This window comes from uncultured Caulobacter sp. (assembly GCF_947036865.1).
Lineage (GTDB): Bacteria > Pseudomonadota > Alphaproteobacteria > Caulobacterales > Caulobacteraceae > Caulobacter.
Genome location: NZ_CAMQSF010000020.1, coordinates 15877 through 30859, shown reverse-complemented (window position 1 = coordinate 30859; position 14983 = coordinate 15877). Strand labels below are relative to the sequence as shown.

The 14983-nt window shown below is 71.2% G+C and carries 10 protein-coding genes and 1 tRNA gene; 5 read left to right on the top strand and 6 right to left on the bottom strand.

Features of this window, described 5'->3' with window-relative positions; translation table 11 throughout:
- Nucleotides 1-50: 50 nt before the first annotated feature.
- Nucleotides 51-2537, bottom strand: coding sequence for a TonB-dependent receptor (locus Q0V34_RS12370; RefSeq protein WP_297512226.1), 2487 nt, complete (start codon nucleotides 2535-2537; stop codon nucleotides 51-53).
- A 92-nt stretch (nucleotides 2538-2629) separates the two neighbouring features.
- Between Q0V34_RS12370 and Q0V34_RS12365 the strand changes: the two genes are divergently transcribed.
- From Q0V34_RS12365 to Q0V34_RS12345, 5 genes are all read left to right on the top strand, one after another.
- Nucleotides 2630-3658, top strand: coding sequence for an RluA family pseudouridine synthase (locus tag Q0V34_RS12365; RefSeq protein ID WP_297512341.1), 1029 nt, complete (start codon nucleotides 2630-2632; stop codon nucleotides 3656-3658).
- A gap of 111 nt (nucleotides 3659-3769) precedes the next feature.
- Nucleotides 3770-4432, top strand: coding sequence for a hypothetical protein (locus Q0V34_RS12360; RefSeq protein ID WP_297512223.1), 663 nt, complete (start codon nucleotides 3770-3772; stop codon nucleotides 4430-4432).
- 91 nt (nucleotides 4433-4523) lie between these two features.
- Nucleotides 4524-5366 carry an MBL fold metallo-hydrolase gene (locus tag Q0V34_RS12355; protein WP_297512220.1) on the top strand — a complete coding sequence of 281 codons (843 nt, stop codon included), beginning with the start codon at nucleotides 4524-4526 and terminating at the stop codon, nucleotides 5364-5366.
- Nucleotides 5367-5454: 88 nt separating this feature from the next.
- Nucleotides 5455-5874 carry a PaaI family thioesterase gene (locus tag Q0V34_RS12350; RefSeq protein WP_297512217.1) on the top strand — a complete coding sequence of 140 codons (420 nt, stop codon included), beginning with the start codon at nucleotides 5455-5457 and terminating at the stop codon, nucleotides 5872-5874.
- Between the two features lie 102 nt (nucleotides 5875-5976).
- Nucleotides 5977-6066: transfer RNA gene (locus Q0V34_RS12345), tRNA-Ser, on the top strand.
- Between the two features lie 34 nt (nucleotides 6067-6100).
- Here the strand turns inward: Q0V34_RS12345 and Q0V34_RS12340 are convergent.
- From Q0V34_RS12340 to Q0V34_RS12320, 5 genes are read right to left on the bottom strand one after another with little or no spacing between them, the layout of a single operon-like run.
- Nucleotides 6101-6808, bottom strand: coding sequence for a DUF6445 family protein (locus Q0V34_RS12340; protein WP_297512214.1), 708 nt, complete (start codon nucleotides 6806-6808; stop codon nucleotides 6101-6103).
- Nucleotides 6805-8397: a tryptophan halogenase family protein gene (locus tag Q0V34_RS12335; protein WP_297512211.1), complete on the bottom strand. Its 1593-nt coding sequence runs from the start codon at nucleotides 8395-8397 to the stop codon at nucleotides 6805-6807. The genes Q0V34_RS12340 and Q0V34_RS12335 overlap by 4 nt, the downstream gene beginning before the upstream one ends.
- On the bottom strand, nucleotides 8394-10136 hold the full coding sequence (nagE, locus tag Q0V34_RS12330) for an N-acetylglucosamine-specific PTS transporter subunit IIBC (RefSeq protein WP_297512209.1): 1743 nt from the start codon (nucleotides 10134-10136) through the stop codon (nucleotides 8394-8396). The genes Q0V34_RS12335 and nagE overlap by 4 nt, the downstream gene beginning before the upstream one ends.
- 5 nt (nucleotides 10137-10141) lie before the next feature.
- Nucleotides 10142-12649, bottom strand: coding sequence for a phosphoenolpyruvate--protein phosphotransferase (gene ptsP / locus Q0V34_RS12325; protein WP_297512206.1), 2508 nt, complete (start codon nucleotides 12647-12649; stop codon nucleotides 10142-10144).
- 13 nt (nucleotides 12650-12662) lie between these two features.
- On the bottom strand, nucleotides 12663-14942 hold the full coding sequence (locus tag Q0V34_RS12320) for a family 20 glycosylhydrolase (protein WP_297512203.1): 2280 nt from the start codon (nucleotides 14940-14942) through the stop codon (nucleotides 12663-12665).
- Nucleotides 14943-14983: the final 41 nt, after the last annotated feature.

Sequence of the window (14983 nt, the reverse complement as noted above, 5' to 3'; positions counted from 1 at the left end):
TGGCCGCGCCGTCATCCCACGATGCGCTCGCGAGACGACGGCGACGGGCCTTAGTGGCGGAAGCTGACCCCGATCCCCATGATGCGCGGCTTGCCGGCGATGAAGGTCGGGATGCCGAAGCTGTCGCCGGTGTTGCCGGCGTCCTTCAGATAGTGGACGTCGCCGAGGTTCTCGACGAAGGCCTCGACCTTCCAGCGATCGTCGACCGCGCCGAAGCCGACGCACAGATTGAGCAGGCCATAGCCGTTCTGGAATTCGTCGACGATGGTGTCGGGGAACAGGCCCGAGGCCTGCAGGTCCGAGCGGTCGTTGTCGTCGTCGAAGAACATCTTCGAGCGCCAGGTGTAGGTCGGGGTGAAGGTCACCTTTCCACCGAGCGCCTCGCGGCTGAACAGGGCGCCGAGCGAGACGGCGTGGTCCGGCGACAGGCGGAAGTGGTTGCCCGCGCGCAAGCCGCTCTCGAGACGGGCGTGGTTATAGCCGTAGGTCCCGAACAGGGTCCAATAGTCGCCCGCCTGGAGACGCGCCTCGCCCTCGAAGCCGTAGGCCTTGGCCTTGCCGGCGTTGAGCGTCACGACCTGCGCGCCCTGGCGGAAGCTGGTGGCGAAGTTGTCGTAGTCGTAGCGGAACACCGCGCCCGACAGATAGAGGCGGCCGTCCATCAGCTTGCCCTTGGCGCCAGCCTCGTAGCTGTCGACCGTCTCGGCGTCGACCACGCTGAAGCGGGCGGCGCCCAGGGCGGCCGCCGGGGCGCTGGCCGAGATCACGTCCGGGCGACGGCCGCGGGCGTAAGAGGCGTAGAGGCTGAGGTTCTCCGACTGGGCGTAGCGGCCCACCAGGCGCCAGGTCAGGCCGTGGTCGTCGATCTTCTTATCGTACCTGTCGCCGTTGTTGGAGGTGGGCTGCGAGATCAGGCCGATCTTGGGGAAGGCCGGATTGTTCACCGCGTTCGGCTGGGCGGCGAGGAACAGGTTGGTGGGCGTCGGGGCGTTGATCAGGACGCCCAGGATCGAGCCGCCGTTGTCGACGCTGGAGCGGAAGCCCGCTTGGCGGTCCTCGGTGGTGTAGCGCAGGCCGGCGGTCAGCTCGAACTTGTCGGTCAGCTTGAACGTGCCGTCCGCATAGACGTCATAGGCGGTGTTTTCGCCATAGTTGGCGAAGGTCTCGCGGTGGATCGGCTTGAGGTTGGCGGCGATGCCGGGCGCCAGGATCGAGGGCACGCCGAAGCCCAGTTGCAGCACCTGGGTCAGGTAGGCCGGATTGGTCAGATAGGCCAGCGGCTGCGGGTTGGGACGGCTGATGCCCAGCGGCGAATTGCCGGCCAGCAGGGCCAGCACCAGCCGCTCGTCCATCTGGCCCGGAATGCGCCACGAGCCGGTCTCGTGGAAATAGTTGGCGCCGACGAAGCCCGAGAAGCGGCCGCCGGCGTCGTAGCGCAGGCGCAGTTCCTGGCTCTGCTGACGGCCCTTGGCGTCCTCGGCGAAGGTCAGGATCGGCAGGCTCGCGCCATCGGGATCGAACACCTCGGTGGAGTGGAAGGCGCGGGCGGCCGTGATCGACGACAGGGTCAGGCTGTCGCTCAGGCGATACTCGGCCAGGGCCGTCACGCCATAGACCTTGCGGTCCAGACCCAGCGGCTTGCCGCCCTCGAAGCCCGCGCCCGGCGCCAGGGTGGCGGCGGAGCTGACGCCCGTATCGCCCAGCACCGCGCCGGTGACCGGGTTCGTCGGGTTGAAGGTGTGGCTCTTGAACGAGGTGCCGGTGGTCTTGTCGACCTGATAGTTGCCGATCAGGTCGAACTTCAGGGCGCCTGGCTCGACGTGGAAGGCCGCGCGGACCGCCTGGGTGTCGGTCGAGTTGTAGGCGTCGCCGCCGGCGGCGTCCTTGACGTAGCCGTCTTCCTGACGCGAGCGCGCGGCCAGGCGGAAGGCCGCGCCGCCGGCGCCCAGCGGGGCGTTGATCATCGCCTCGCCGATCACCCGGCCCTCGGTCCCGACCTCGGCCTTGGCCGACCAGTCGAAGCCGCCCGGATTGGCCTTGTTCTGCACCAGGTTCACCGCGCCGATCAGCGCGCCGCGCCCGAACAGCGTCGATTGCGGTCCCTTGGCGACCTCGATCCGCTCCATGTCGAACAGCTCGACATAGGAGCCGCGCGAGCGCGAGATCGGCACGCCGTCCTGATAGATCGAGACCCGGGTCTCGTCGGTGGCCGAGCCGCTGTCGGAGGTGATGCCGCGCATCACGAAGCCGGAATTGTTGTTCGACTGGTTCTGCACCAGGAAGCCGGGGGTGAAGGCCGACAGCTCGTCGAACGCCTTGACGCCGATCGCCTCCAGGAACTTGCCGGAATAGGCGGTCACCGCGATCGGCACCTCGACCGGATCCTGGGCGCGCTTCTGGGCGGTGACGACCAGCTCGCCCAGCTGGGTCGGTTCGGTGTTGCTGGCGGGCGTGGTTTCGGCGGCGAAAGCCGGCGCGGCGGCGGCGAGGGCCAGAAGGCTGGCGGTCAACAGCGTGGTGGTGCGAAAGGCGCGCATCGACTATCCCCCAGGATACGAACTCGGGCCCGCCCTAGGCACGGCCGATGTCGGCGACGCGACGAGCGTGTGACGGAGCGATGAAACCCCCGGTGAATGGCGCGGACGACACACTGGATGATGACATCCTGGACGACGGCGCCCTGGAGACGAGCGACGCGGGCGATCGCCTGATCGCCGACCTGCCGCAAGCCCTGGCCGGCCAACGCCTCGACAAGGCGCTGGCCGCGCTGTTCCCCGACCTGTCGCGCGCCCGTCTGCAGGCGCTGATCGGCGAAGGGCGCCTGGCCGTGGACGGACAGGTTCTGACCGACGTCTCGCGCAAGGCGCGGGTCGGAACCTACGCGCTGAGCGTGCCGCCGCCCGCCCCTGCCGAGCCGCTGGCCCAGGCCATTCCGCTGACGATCCTCTACGAGGACGCGCACCTGATCGTCGTCGACAAGCCCGCCGGCATGGCGGCGCATCCCGGCCCCGGCACGCCCGACGGCACGCTGGTCAACGCCCTGCTGCGCCACTGCGGCGCCAGCCTGTCGGGCGTCGGCGGCGTGGCGCGGCCCGGCATCGTCCACCGGCTGGACAAGGACACCTCGGGCGTGATGGTCGCGGCCAAGAGCGACGCGGCCCACCAGGGCCTCTCGAAACTGTTCTCGACCCACGACATCGACCGGCTCTACGTGGCCCTGACCCGCGGCGCGCCGGCCCCGGCGCAAGGGACGATCGACACCCAGCTGGGCCGCTCGCCCAGCGACCGCAAGAAGATGGCGGTGCTGAAATCCGGCGGCCGCCGGGCGATCACCCACTATCGGGTCGAGGCCGCCTTCGGCGCCCCGGACCGGCCGCTGGCCGCGCGGGTGGCCTGTCGGCTCGAGACCGGCCGCACCCACCAGATCCGCGTCCACCTGGCCAGCAAGGGCGCGCCCTGCCTGGGCGATCCGGTCTATGGCGCCGGCCAGCCGGCCGAGGCGGTGCGCGCCGCGATCCAGGCCGCGGGCCTGGCGCGTCAGGCGCTGCACGCGGCGGTGCTGGGCTTCGTCCATCCGATCACCGGCGAGGCCCTGCGCTTCGAGACCGCCCCGCCCGCCGACATGGCCGCGCTGGAAGCCGACCTGCGGACGCTTTAGCCGCGCTGCCCGAACGCGGAGGGCGAAAAACTTGCCGGCGCGCTACAAAGGCGCCCTAATTGCGCTGGCTTGGCGGCGCAGTTTGCCGATCGTGTCAGCCGGAGCGTTCCCATGCGGCCCCATCTCACGATCCTCGCCCTGAGCGCCGCCCTGGCGAGCCCGGCCCTGGCGGCCAGCGCGCCGGACGACGAAGTCATCGCCACCGCCCAGGGCAAGCCCGGCGCCCAGGCCCTGACCGCGACCGCCGCCCAGGTCGCGTCGGCCGCGGCCACGACGCCGGCCCGGCCGCTGACCACCCAGGACCAGATCGCCGCCTTCGTCGCCGCCAACCCGAACCCCGAGGTCGAGGGCGCGGCCCGAGGCCTGCTCCCCGCCGACCGCGACGAGGACGGCAAGCGGCGCGTTCACGGGTCGATGGGCGTATCGGTCGGCACCGGCGGCTATCGCAGCGGCTATGTCTCGGCGCTGATCCCCGTGGGCGAAAGCGCCACCGTCGGCGTGGCCGTCTCCAAGACCGAATTCGGCAAGCGCGGCGGCTGGATCGACCCGGCCTATGACGGCTACGGCCATGGGCCGGGCTACGGCTACCGAGGCGGCGGCGCGCGCCAGTCGATCGCCCTGTCGGTGATGTCGGGCGCTCGCGACCACGCCGACGTCCCGCCCGGCTGCGCGCCGGGCTTCCGCGTCGACGGCCGCTATGTCGAGCCCGCCTGGGTCGACGGCCTGCGGGACGGCGCCCATCCTTGCGCGGCCGCGGACGTCGCCTCGCGCTGACGAGATCGTCGCGCTCCAAGGCTCCAGCCGTTCGCGGATGTTTAACGGCTTGGCCCTCATGGTGTCCGCGTCGGGCGCCTGAGGCTAATTAATGCAGCCGGAAATCATCGCTTATCGCCATCCCGCGACCGGGACGGTGACCTATCTGATCGTCGATCCGGCCACCTTCCTTTGCGCCATCGTCGACCCCGTGCTGGATTTCGATCCGGAGACGGAGGCCGTCGACACCAGCTTCATCAATCGCATCATCGCCGAGGTTCGCGCCCGCGACCTGGGCCCGACCTGGGTCCTGGAGACCGGGCTGCACGCCGGCCACCTGTCGGCGGCTGGACACGTCAAGTACGAGACCGGCGCCTCGGTCTGCATCGGGGCCGGCGTGGTCGACAGCCTCAAGCGCCTGGCGCCCAAGTTCGACGAGCCGATGGTCGATCTCGAGGGTTGGGACTTCGACAAGCTGGCCCAGGACGGCGACCCGTTTCCGATGGGCGGGCTGGAAATCACGCCGATCGCCCTGACCGGCCGCCTCCCCGGCGCGGTGGCCTATCGCGTGGCCGATGTCGTGTTCACCGGCGATCTGATGCTGGCGCCGGCCGAGGGCGCCGGCCGCTGCGACCTTCCCGGCGCCGACCCTGGTCGCGCCTGGGACGACGCCCGCAAGCTGCTGGCGCTGCCGCCCGGCACCCGCGTGCTGCCCGGCCTAAGCGCCGGCGAGCCCAGCGAGTCGACCATCGCCGAGGAGAAGGCCGCCAACATCCAGCTGAACGACGGCATCGACCGGCTGGACTTCATCGCCCTGCGCACCGCCGCCGACGCCATCCTGCCCGATCCGGACCTGGCCAGCGTCGCCCTGCGCGTGGCGATCCGCGCCGGCAAGCTGCCGGCCGAGACCGACAGTGGGCGTCGCTTCCCGATCGTCGACCTTTCGGGGCTCTAACCCATCCATCCTCTTTGAAAACGGACTTGCGCCGCCGGGTCCGCGCGTTCATACGCTTCGCACGCGAAGCAACGAACGGGAACGTCCGATGGCCGAGGATTTCAGCGCCGCCCTGACCGACGGCCAAGCCGGCAGCCTGCCCGACCTCCTGGGCCTGCAATGGATTTCGGCCGTTCGCGGCCACGTGAAGGGGCGCTTCGACGTCGACAAGCGGCACATGGCGCCCAACGGCTTCCTGCACGCCGCCAGCGTCATCGCCCTGGCCGACTCGGCCAGCGGCTATGGCTGCATGGTGTCGCTGCCCGAGGGCGCGACCAGCTTCACCACCATCGAACTGAAGGCCAACTTCCTGGGCACGGCGCGTGAAGGCGGCGTGGCGGTCGAGGCCAAGCTGGTCCACGGCGGCGCCACGACCCAGGTCTGGGACGCGGTGGTGACCAGCGAAACCACCGGCAAGACCATCGCGCTTTTCCGCTGCACCCAGATGATTCTGCGGCCGAAGGCCTGAACGCGAAAAACCTCCGGCGAGGGGGTTGCTTCCCGGCGGCGGCGCCGTTAGGTATCGCGCCCTCGACCTCGGGCGGCCCCAAAGGCTCCCGGAAGGCGCCTTGGAGAGGTGGCAGAGTGGTCGATCGCGCCGCACTCGAAATGCGGTTTACGTGAAAGCGTAACGTGGGTTCGAATCCCACCCTCTCCGCCACTCGCCTTCCTTCAAGACCCCACGCTTTCCGCGTTCAGGCCGCTTCGTATCTGTAGAAGGTGTTCACGGTCAGACGGCCCGCGCGCGGGTCCTGGCTGACCGGCGCGTCGGGCAGGAGTCCGGCGTGCAGCAGGCGGCTGGGATAGACGACGATCCGGTCGAAGGCCGCCTCGACGGCGCCGATCTTCTCGAACAAGTCCGTGGACTCGCGGATATAGCCGGGCTGGACCTCGGGTCCGCTCATCTGGCGCGTCAGGGCCAGCATGTAGTCGCGCGCCCGGCTCTCTTCGATGATCTCAAGACCGGTCTCCCGGTGACGGTAGAACGCCGTGCCGCCGTGCTCGGGACCGCAGAGATAGTGCAGCACGGCCAACTGGCGCGGGTCGGGGGTGTCGATGTGCGGCAGACGCTGGACCAGGGTCGCCTGGGCCGCCGGCAAGGTCGCCATGGAGAGGGCGCAGGTGACCCCGGCGCGACCCGAGGCCGGGACGCCATGGACCTCCGTCATGTGCGGCCGCAGGGTCCGGACCAGGGCCTGGACATAGGCCGGCGGCGCGGGCGCGCGGACGCCGGGATAGAAGTTGGCCCCGGCCTTGACCGGCGCCAGGGTCGCGACCTCGGCGGCGTGATCGACCAGGGCCGCCGCGCCGGTCATCAGCCCGTCGACCACCAGGATCTTCGTCGCCCGTTCCCCCACCTCAAGAACCTGGACGCGGGGATAGGGCTGGGCCTCGAAGATCATCGGCGGAGGGTCTCGGCGGCTTCGGACGCGGCCGCGTCGAGGGCCTTGCTGGAGAAGCCCTCGGCCAGGACCCGCGTCAAGAGCGCGCGATGGTCGGGCAGGCTTGAGGCGGCGCGGCGGCCGGCCTCCTGAACGCGGGCGAAGTCGGCGCGGGCCAGGTCCAGATGGGCGTGGGCGGCCGGGTCGACCTTGGTCTGAAAGCCCATGCCGTAGAGAATGTACTGGTAATTGAAGTACTTGAAGCTCTCGTGCAGGTTCGGGAAGTCGAACACGTTCGGCGGACGGTGCCTCCACATCGCCAGATGGTCCTGGAGGCTCTCCGGGATCGAGGCCGGGTCGCAATTGTCGGTCCAGAACGCGTGGTCGGTGCGCTGGCTGATGCAGTAGTGCAGCTTGATGAAGTCGATGGCCCGCAGATAGCGGTCGGTCATGGCCTGGTTGAACTGCCGGGCCGCGGCCTCGAAGCCCCCGTGGCGCGGCAGGTTGCGGGCCAGCATGTAGGCGGCGGCCTCGATCAGCATGATGCCGGTCGATTCCAGCGGCTCCAGGAAGCCGCCGGACAGGCCGACGGCGACGCAGTTCTTGATCCAGTGCCTGTCGCGATGGCCGACCTTCAGCTTCAGCGGCCGGGGCGTCAGCCCCTCGGCGGCCGGGCCGATATAGCCGCGCAGGATCTCCTCGGCGCGCTCGTCGGTGGTGTGGCGGCTGGAATAGACATAGCCGATCCCCCGCCGCTCGGGCAGGCCGATGTCCCAGGTCCAGCCGGCCTCGTGGGCCGTCGAGATGGTGGTGGTGGCCAGCGGGGCGTCGGGGCGGTCGTAGGGAACCTGCATGGCCAGGGCGCGATCGACGAACAGGGTGTCGCCCTTGTCGATCCAGGCCGAGCCCATGGCCTGGCCGATCAGGGCGCCGGCGAAGCCCGTGCAGTCGATATAGAGGTCCGCCGTCAGGTCGCCGTGCTCGGCGGTCGAGATCGAGGCGATCGCCCCGTCCTCGGCCTTGTTCACGCGGGTGACGTTGCCCAGCAGGTGCTTGACCCCGATCGCCTTGCCGACGTCGCGCAGCAGGTTGGCCAGCTTGCCGGCGTCGAAGTGATAGGCGTAGGCCATCGGCCCGCCGTATTGCGGATCGTCGATCCGCTTGGGCGCGCGGCCGGCGTCGCAGACCTTGTCCTGCAGGGTGACGGCGTCGCTGAACGGAAGATCCCCCGCCCCGCCCATCAGCCAGTAGGGCGCCAGGTCCAGGCCGCCGTTCAGCAGCCGGGGCTGGGCGAACGGGTGGTAGTAGTGGCTGTGGACGCCGTCCTTCGGCGCGGTCTTCCAGTCGACGAAGCGGATGCCCTGTTTGAAGGCCGCCCCGGCCCCGCGCAGGAACTGGGCCTCGTCGATCCCGATCGTGCGCAGGGTGTTCTGGATGGTCGGGAAGGTCCCCTCGCCCACCCCGATGATGCCGATCTCGCTGGACTCGATCAGGGTGATGCGCACGCCGCCGGGGCGGTCGGTCCCCAGGCGTCGGGCGAGATAGGCGGCGGTCATCCAGCCGGCCGTGCCGCCGCCGACGATCAGGATGTCGTCGATGGGCGAACTCACGGCAGCAGACACCGAACGGCCTCACCGATGCGCTCGGCGTCAGGACCCAGCACCACGTGGACGACCCGCTCGCCGACACGGACGACGCCACGCGCGCCCAGGGCCTTCAGGTCGGGCTCCCTGACCGCGCCGGCGTCGGCGAGAACCAGGCGCAGGCGGCTGGAACAGGTCCCGACGCTCTTCAGGTTCGCCGCCCCGCCCAGCGCGCCGACCAAGGCCTCGGCCTTGCGGTCGTCCTCGGGCCTGGGCGTCGCGGCCGAAGACGCGGCTTTGAGGGCTGACGAGGCGGGCGGCGGCGCGCCCATCGCCGCGCGGATCTCGCCGGCCACCGCGTCGGCGATCGGGCCCAGCACGACCTGCAGCGCCTTGTCCGAGGGACGGATGACTCCCCGCGCGCCCAGCGCCTTCAGGGCCGGCTCCTTGACCGCGCCCTGGTCGGCGACGATCAGGCGCAGGCGGGTCGTGCAGGCGTCGACGCTGACGAGGTTGGCCGCGCCGCCCAGGGCAGCGAGGAAGTCCGCGCCGCGTCCGCCGCCGGTGACAGCCGGCTCAACGGTCGCCGCGAGATCGTCCGTCTCGCGGCCGGGAGTCTTCAGGTCGAAGCGCTGGATGCAGACCCGGAACAGGCCGTAATAGACCCCGCCATAGACCGCCCCCACCGGCAGCAGCCACAGCGGATGGGTCGCCTTGCCATAGTTCAGCACATAGTCGAAGAGGCCCGCCGAGAAGGTGAAGCCCAGCTTGACGTGCAGCGCGTTCATCAGGGCCATGGCGACGCCGGTCAGCAGGGCGTGAAGGGCATAGAGCGCCGGGGCCAGGAACATGAAGCTGAACTCGATCGGCTCGGTCACGCCGGTCAGGAACGAGGTCAGGGCCAGCGAGGCCAGCATGCCGCCGACGGCCTTTTTCCGCTCGGGCCGCGCCGTGTGGTACATGGCCAGGCAGGCGGCCGGCAGGCCGAACATCATGACCGGGAAGAAGCCGCTCATGAACGCGCCGGCGCTGGGGTCGTCGGCGAAGAAGCGGCGCAGGTCGCCGGTCGCGCCGTGGAAGTCGCCGACCACGAACCAGGCGATGTTGTTGAGGATGTGGTGCAGGCCGGTGACGATCAGGATCCGGTTCAGGAAGCCGTAGACCAGCAGGCCCAGCTCGCCCGAGCCGACGACGGCACGGCTGGCCGCGTCGACCGCGCCGTTGACGCCGTCATAGCCGAGCCCCAGCAGCACCGCGATCAACAGGCCGGCCAGGCCCGAGATGATCGGCACGAAGCGCCGGCCGCTGAAGAAGGCTAGGTATTCCGGCAGCTTGAAGGTCGAAAAGCGGTTGTAGAACAGGCCGCCGACCACGCCCGAGACGATGCCGATCGGCACGCTGAGCTTGGCCAGCGCCTTGGCCTTGTAGGCCGCCGCCGCGAGGTCGGCGTGGGCCTTGATCAGGCCGGCCGTGACGTCGGCCGGCACGTGCAGCAGGGTCTTGGCGCCTTCGGTGGCGATCAGGAAACAGACAAGGCCCGCCAGGCCCGCCGCGCCGTTGTTCTCCCTCGCCAGACCCACCGCGACGCCGATGGCGAACAGCAGGCCGAGGTTCGAGAAGATCGCGTCGCCGGCGGCGGCGATGAAGCCGATGTTCAAGAGATCGGGCTGGCCCAGGCGCAGCAGGAGGCCGGCCACCGGCAGCACCGCGATCGGCAGCATCAGGGCCCGGCCCAGGGGCTGCAGGATTTCGAGCGGAGACTTCATCGGCTTCAGGCTCCGAAGGCTTTGACCAGCGCCCGCACCGCCTCGGGCGAGGTCTGGTCGAGGGCGCGGGCGGCGAGATCGCGGCAGGCGTCGAGGCAGAGGCTCCGCACCCGCGCCTTGATCTCCGGCGCGATCGCGGCGGTGGTCGAAAGCTCGGTGACGCCCAGGCCCAGCAGGATCGGCGTCGCGGCGGGCTCCGAGGCCAGACCGCCGCAGACGCCGACCCAACGGTGATGCCTGGCCGCGCCCCGGCAGGTCTGGTCGATCATCCGCAGCACCGCCGGGTGCAGGGCGTCTATCCGCGCCGCAAGCTCCGGATTGCCGCGATCCATGGCCAACACGTACTGGGTCAGGTCGTTGGTGCCGATCGACAGGAAATCGGCTTCGGCCGCGATCAGGTCGGCGGTGACGGCGGCGGCGGGGGTCTCGATCATGACGCCCAGCTCGACGCGCTCGACGACGCCCATCTCGCGCTTGGCCTCGTCGAGCACGGCGCGGACGGCGCGCAGCTCGTCGAGGCTGGCGACCATCGGGACCATGATCCTGCACTGGCGCTCTTTAGCGCCTTCTGGGGGCTTGACCCGCAGAATGGCGCGCAGCTGGGTCTTCAAGAGGTGCGGCCGCCACAGGCTGACGCGGACGCCGCGCAGGCCCAGGGCCGGGTTCTCCTCGGCCGGGATCGGCAGGTAGGGCGCGGCCTTGTCGCCGCCGATGTCGAGCGTGCGGACGATCAGCGGCTTGCCGTCCAGGGCCGAGGCGATGGCCTGGTACTGACGGGCCTGCTCGTCCTCGTCCGGCGGGGTCTCGCGGTCCAGGAACAGGAACTCGGTGCGCAGCAGGCCGCAGCCCTCGGCGCCGTTGGCGACGGCGGCCAGGGCGTCGGCGACCGAGCCGGTGTTGGCGAACACCTCGATCCGGACGCCGTCCTTCGTGACGCAGGCGTCGTGGGCGGCGGCCTTCGCGGCGGCCTTGCGGGCCTGGCGCTGGGCCAGGGCCGTCTGGGCGGCTTCCAGGGCGGGGGCGTCCGGGGCCACGCGCAGGGTTCCGCCGTCGGCGTCGAGGATCAGGGTCGCGCCGTCCTCGACGGCCAGCGCCGCGCCGCCCAGCGCCACCAGGGCCGGGATGCCCATGGCCGCGGCCAGGATCGCCACGTGCGAGGTCGGGCCGCCGCGCGCGGTGGCCAGGCCGGCCACGGCGGCCGGATCGACACCCATCAACTGCGACGGCAGCAGCTCGTCGGCCAGCAGGATCGAGCCGGGCGGCAGGACGGCGCCGGCCTCCTCCTCGCCGGTCAGGGCCCGCAGCACCTGGCGTTCCAGGTCCACGAGGTCGTCGACGCGCTCGGCCAGCCGCCGGTCGCCCAGGCCCCGCAGCGCCTCGACATAGCCGCCTACGGCCTTGCGCCAGGCGAAGCCCGCGCTCTTGCCCTCGGCGATCAGGCGGCGGGCGCCGGCCGAGAGCTCGGGGTCCTCCAGAAAGGCCAGGTGCGCGCCGAGAATGGTCTTGCGCGCCTTGTCGCCCTTGGCGGCGGCGGTCTCGAGCCGGCCCCGGACCACGCCGAGCGCGGCGGCCAGGGCCGCTTCCTCGTGCGCGACGCCCTCGCCCTGCTCGCGCACCACGATGTCGGCCGAGGCCAGGCGCACAGCCTTGCCGATGGCCAGACCGGGCGCGGCCAGCACGCCCTTCAGCACGCCGTCGCGGGGCGGCTCGACGGGGTCGGGGACTTGAACCGCGACGGCGGGCGCGACCGGCGCGCCCTCGCCCATGCCGCCCTCGATCAGCGCGACCACCGCCTCGATCGCCGCCTCGGCGTCGACGCCGGAGGCGACGACCTGGATGGTGTCGCCATGGCGGATGGCCAGCGACATGACCCCGACCGGGCTCTTGGCGCTGGCCCGGCGATTGACGGCCACCAGCGCGACCTCGGCGACGAACTTGCGGGCCGTCTCGGCGATGCGGGCGGCGGGACGGGCGTGGATCCCGTGCGCCAGCGGCACGACCACCGCGCGCGCCACCTCGCCGGCGGCCACCAGGTCCGCCCCCGCCGCGCCGCCCACCGGCGACAGCTCCATCAGAAAGTCGCCGACCTCGATCGCCCGGTCCTGGTCGCGACGGACGATCTCGAAGGCGTCGGGATTGGTCACCACCACCGGGGTGATCAGGCTGCGGGCGCGCTGGGCCAGCAGATCAAGGTCGAAGCCGAGCAGCTTGTCGCCCGCCTTCACCGCCTGGCCCTCGCGCACGAAGACGTTGAAGCCCTGCCCCTCCAGCGCCACGGTCTCCAGGCCGACATGGATCAGGATCTCGGCCCCGTTGGCGGCGCGCAGGGTGACGGCGTGGCGGGCGCGGTGCACGGTCACGACGGTGGCGTCGCAGGGCGCGTGCAGGGTGGAATCCAGCGGATCGATGGCCAGGCCGTCGCCCAGCATCCGCTCGGCGAACACCGCGTCGGGCGTCTCGTCGAGCGGCGCGACCCAGCCCCTGATCGGCGCGGACAGAACGAGGTTGGACACGGGCGCTACTCTCTCAAGGTCCGGGCGTCAGGGTCACGCGGTCGATGGCCCAGAAGGGATCGACGCTCTTGGCGGTGAAGGTCAGGCACAGGTCGGCCTTGCCCGGTCGGGCGGGCAGTCGGCCGGTGAGGGTGGAAAGCTCGGGGTTCCTGGCCGCGTCGCCCAGCGGGATGGCGGCGAGACGCTCGCCGTTGCAGCCCAGGCGCGCCTCCAGCTCGCCGCCGGGCGTGGCGGGCGGGCGCAGCGGGATGTTGTCGCGGTCCTTGCCGACCTGGAAATTGAACGGCAGCTGGCCCGCGCGCACGGTCAGGGTCGCGCCTTTCGACAGGTCCGCGCCCTCCCAGATCCAGCACGGATTGAGGATGTCGACGAACAGCATGGCCCGCTTGTCGAAGGCGGCGGGGGCGTCGTCGATCAGGGTCAGCGGCACCTTTTCGGTGCAGAGTTTCAGCTGGGCGCTCAGGCGGGTGTGGAGCATCGTGGGGTCGATCTTCCACGTCCGCTCGCGGCCCAGCGGCTGGCCGTCGACGAAGGTCCGGGCCTTCACCGTCGCGCCGGTCGCCAGGTCCAGCGGGCCGGCATAGGCGCGCGAGGCGGCGGTCGGCGCCTGGCCGTCGAGGCTGTAGCGGATCTCGCCGACCCCGAGGCCGGTCGCGAGCGCCAGCCGCGTCTTGCCGCCCTCGCCCGCGGTCGGCGCGGCCTGCGGCTCGAACGGGACGGTGTCGGCGCTGACGCCCAGGATCTTCAGCCGCGCCATCTCGGCCGGCAGGCGGCGGGCGAAGTCGTCCCACGCGGCCGCGCCGGCCGGCGTCCAGCCGCGTTCGGCCAGGGCCACGGCGCGCGGGAAGGCCATGGCCTGCATCCGCGCGTCGGTCTGCATGTGCTCGGTCCAGACATTGGCCTGAACGCCGAGGATGTGGCGGCGCTCGTCCGGCGTCAGCTGCGCCGGGGCCGGGTCGAAGGCATAGACGTCCTTGAGGCTGACCACCCGGCCGCGCCCGGTCGGCTCCTCGGGCGAGGCGCTCTGGCGGTTGTCGAGATAGAGGGTCGGATGCGGCGACAGCACCGTGTCGTGGCCTTGCCGGGCGGCGGCGATCGCGCCGTCGATCCCCCGCCAGGACATCACCGTGGCGTTCGGCGCGAGCCCGCCTTCCAGGATCTCGTCCCAGCCCACCAGCCGACGGCCGCGCTGGGCCAGGGTCTGACCGACCCGCTGGATGAACCAGCTCTGCAGTTCGTGCTCGTCCTTCAGGCCCAGCGCCTTGATCTTGGCCTGGACCTTCGGGCTGGCCTTCCACTGGTCCTTCAGCGCCTCGTCGCCGCCGACGTGAATGAAGGTCGAGGGGAAGATGTCCATCACCTCGTTCAGCACATCGTCCAGGAAGGCGAAGGTGGCGTCGTCGGTGTTGTAGAGCCACGGGAAGACGCCCCAGTCGCCCATATGCGAGGCGTCCGGCGGCGCGACGCCGAGCGCCGGATAGGCGACGATCGACGCCAGGGCGTGGCCGGGGGTCTCGATCTCCGGCACGATGGTGACGTTGCGGGCCGCGGCGTAGGCGACGAGCTCGCGCGCCTGGTCCTGGGTGTAGAAGCCGCCATACTTCGGATAGGTCCGCGCCGCGCCGGGGTCGCGACGCCGGGCGCCGACCTCGGTGAGTTTCGGATACTTTTTGATCTCCAGCCGCCAGCCCTGGTCGTCGACCAGGTGCCAGTGGAAGATGTTGAGCTTGTGGACCGCCATGGCGTCGATGACCGCCTTCAGCGTGTCCAGCGACTGGTAGTGGCGAGCGCTGTCGACCAGCAGGCCGCGCCAGGCGAAGCGCGGCGCGTCCTCGATCGCCACGGCGGGCAGGTCGACCGCCCCCTTGGCCGCGTCGGGCGTCGCCAGCTGCCATAGCGACATGGCGCCGTAGAACAGGCCGGGCCGCTTGGCGGCGGCGAGGGTGACGCGGCTGGGCGAGACGTCGAGGCGATAGGCCTCGCCGACGGGCCCCTCGCGGGTCAGGACGATGGCGGCCTCGCCGGCGGCGGGCGGTCCCGCGACGACGGCGGGCGAAAAGCCCCGCGCGCGGCGGATCAGGTCGGCGAGCTGGCGCGCCACGCCATGGGCCTCGAGATCGCCCTTGGCGACGTGGATGCGGGTGGCGGCGGACAGCTTGAACGTCCCCTCGGCGCGGACCGCCTTGGCCGGCGCGGGGGTCAGGGTGAGCCCGGACGTCTGGGCGTTCGCCGCCGTCGCGCCGAGCGCTGCGGCCAGGACCAGGGCGGCGATGCGGAGCGGGGTCAGGGTCACGCGGCCTCGCGGGGGAACAATCGGCAAAAAGCGGGCGGGAT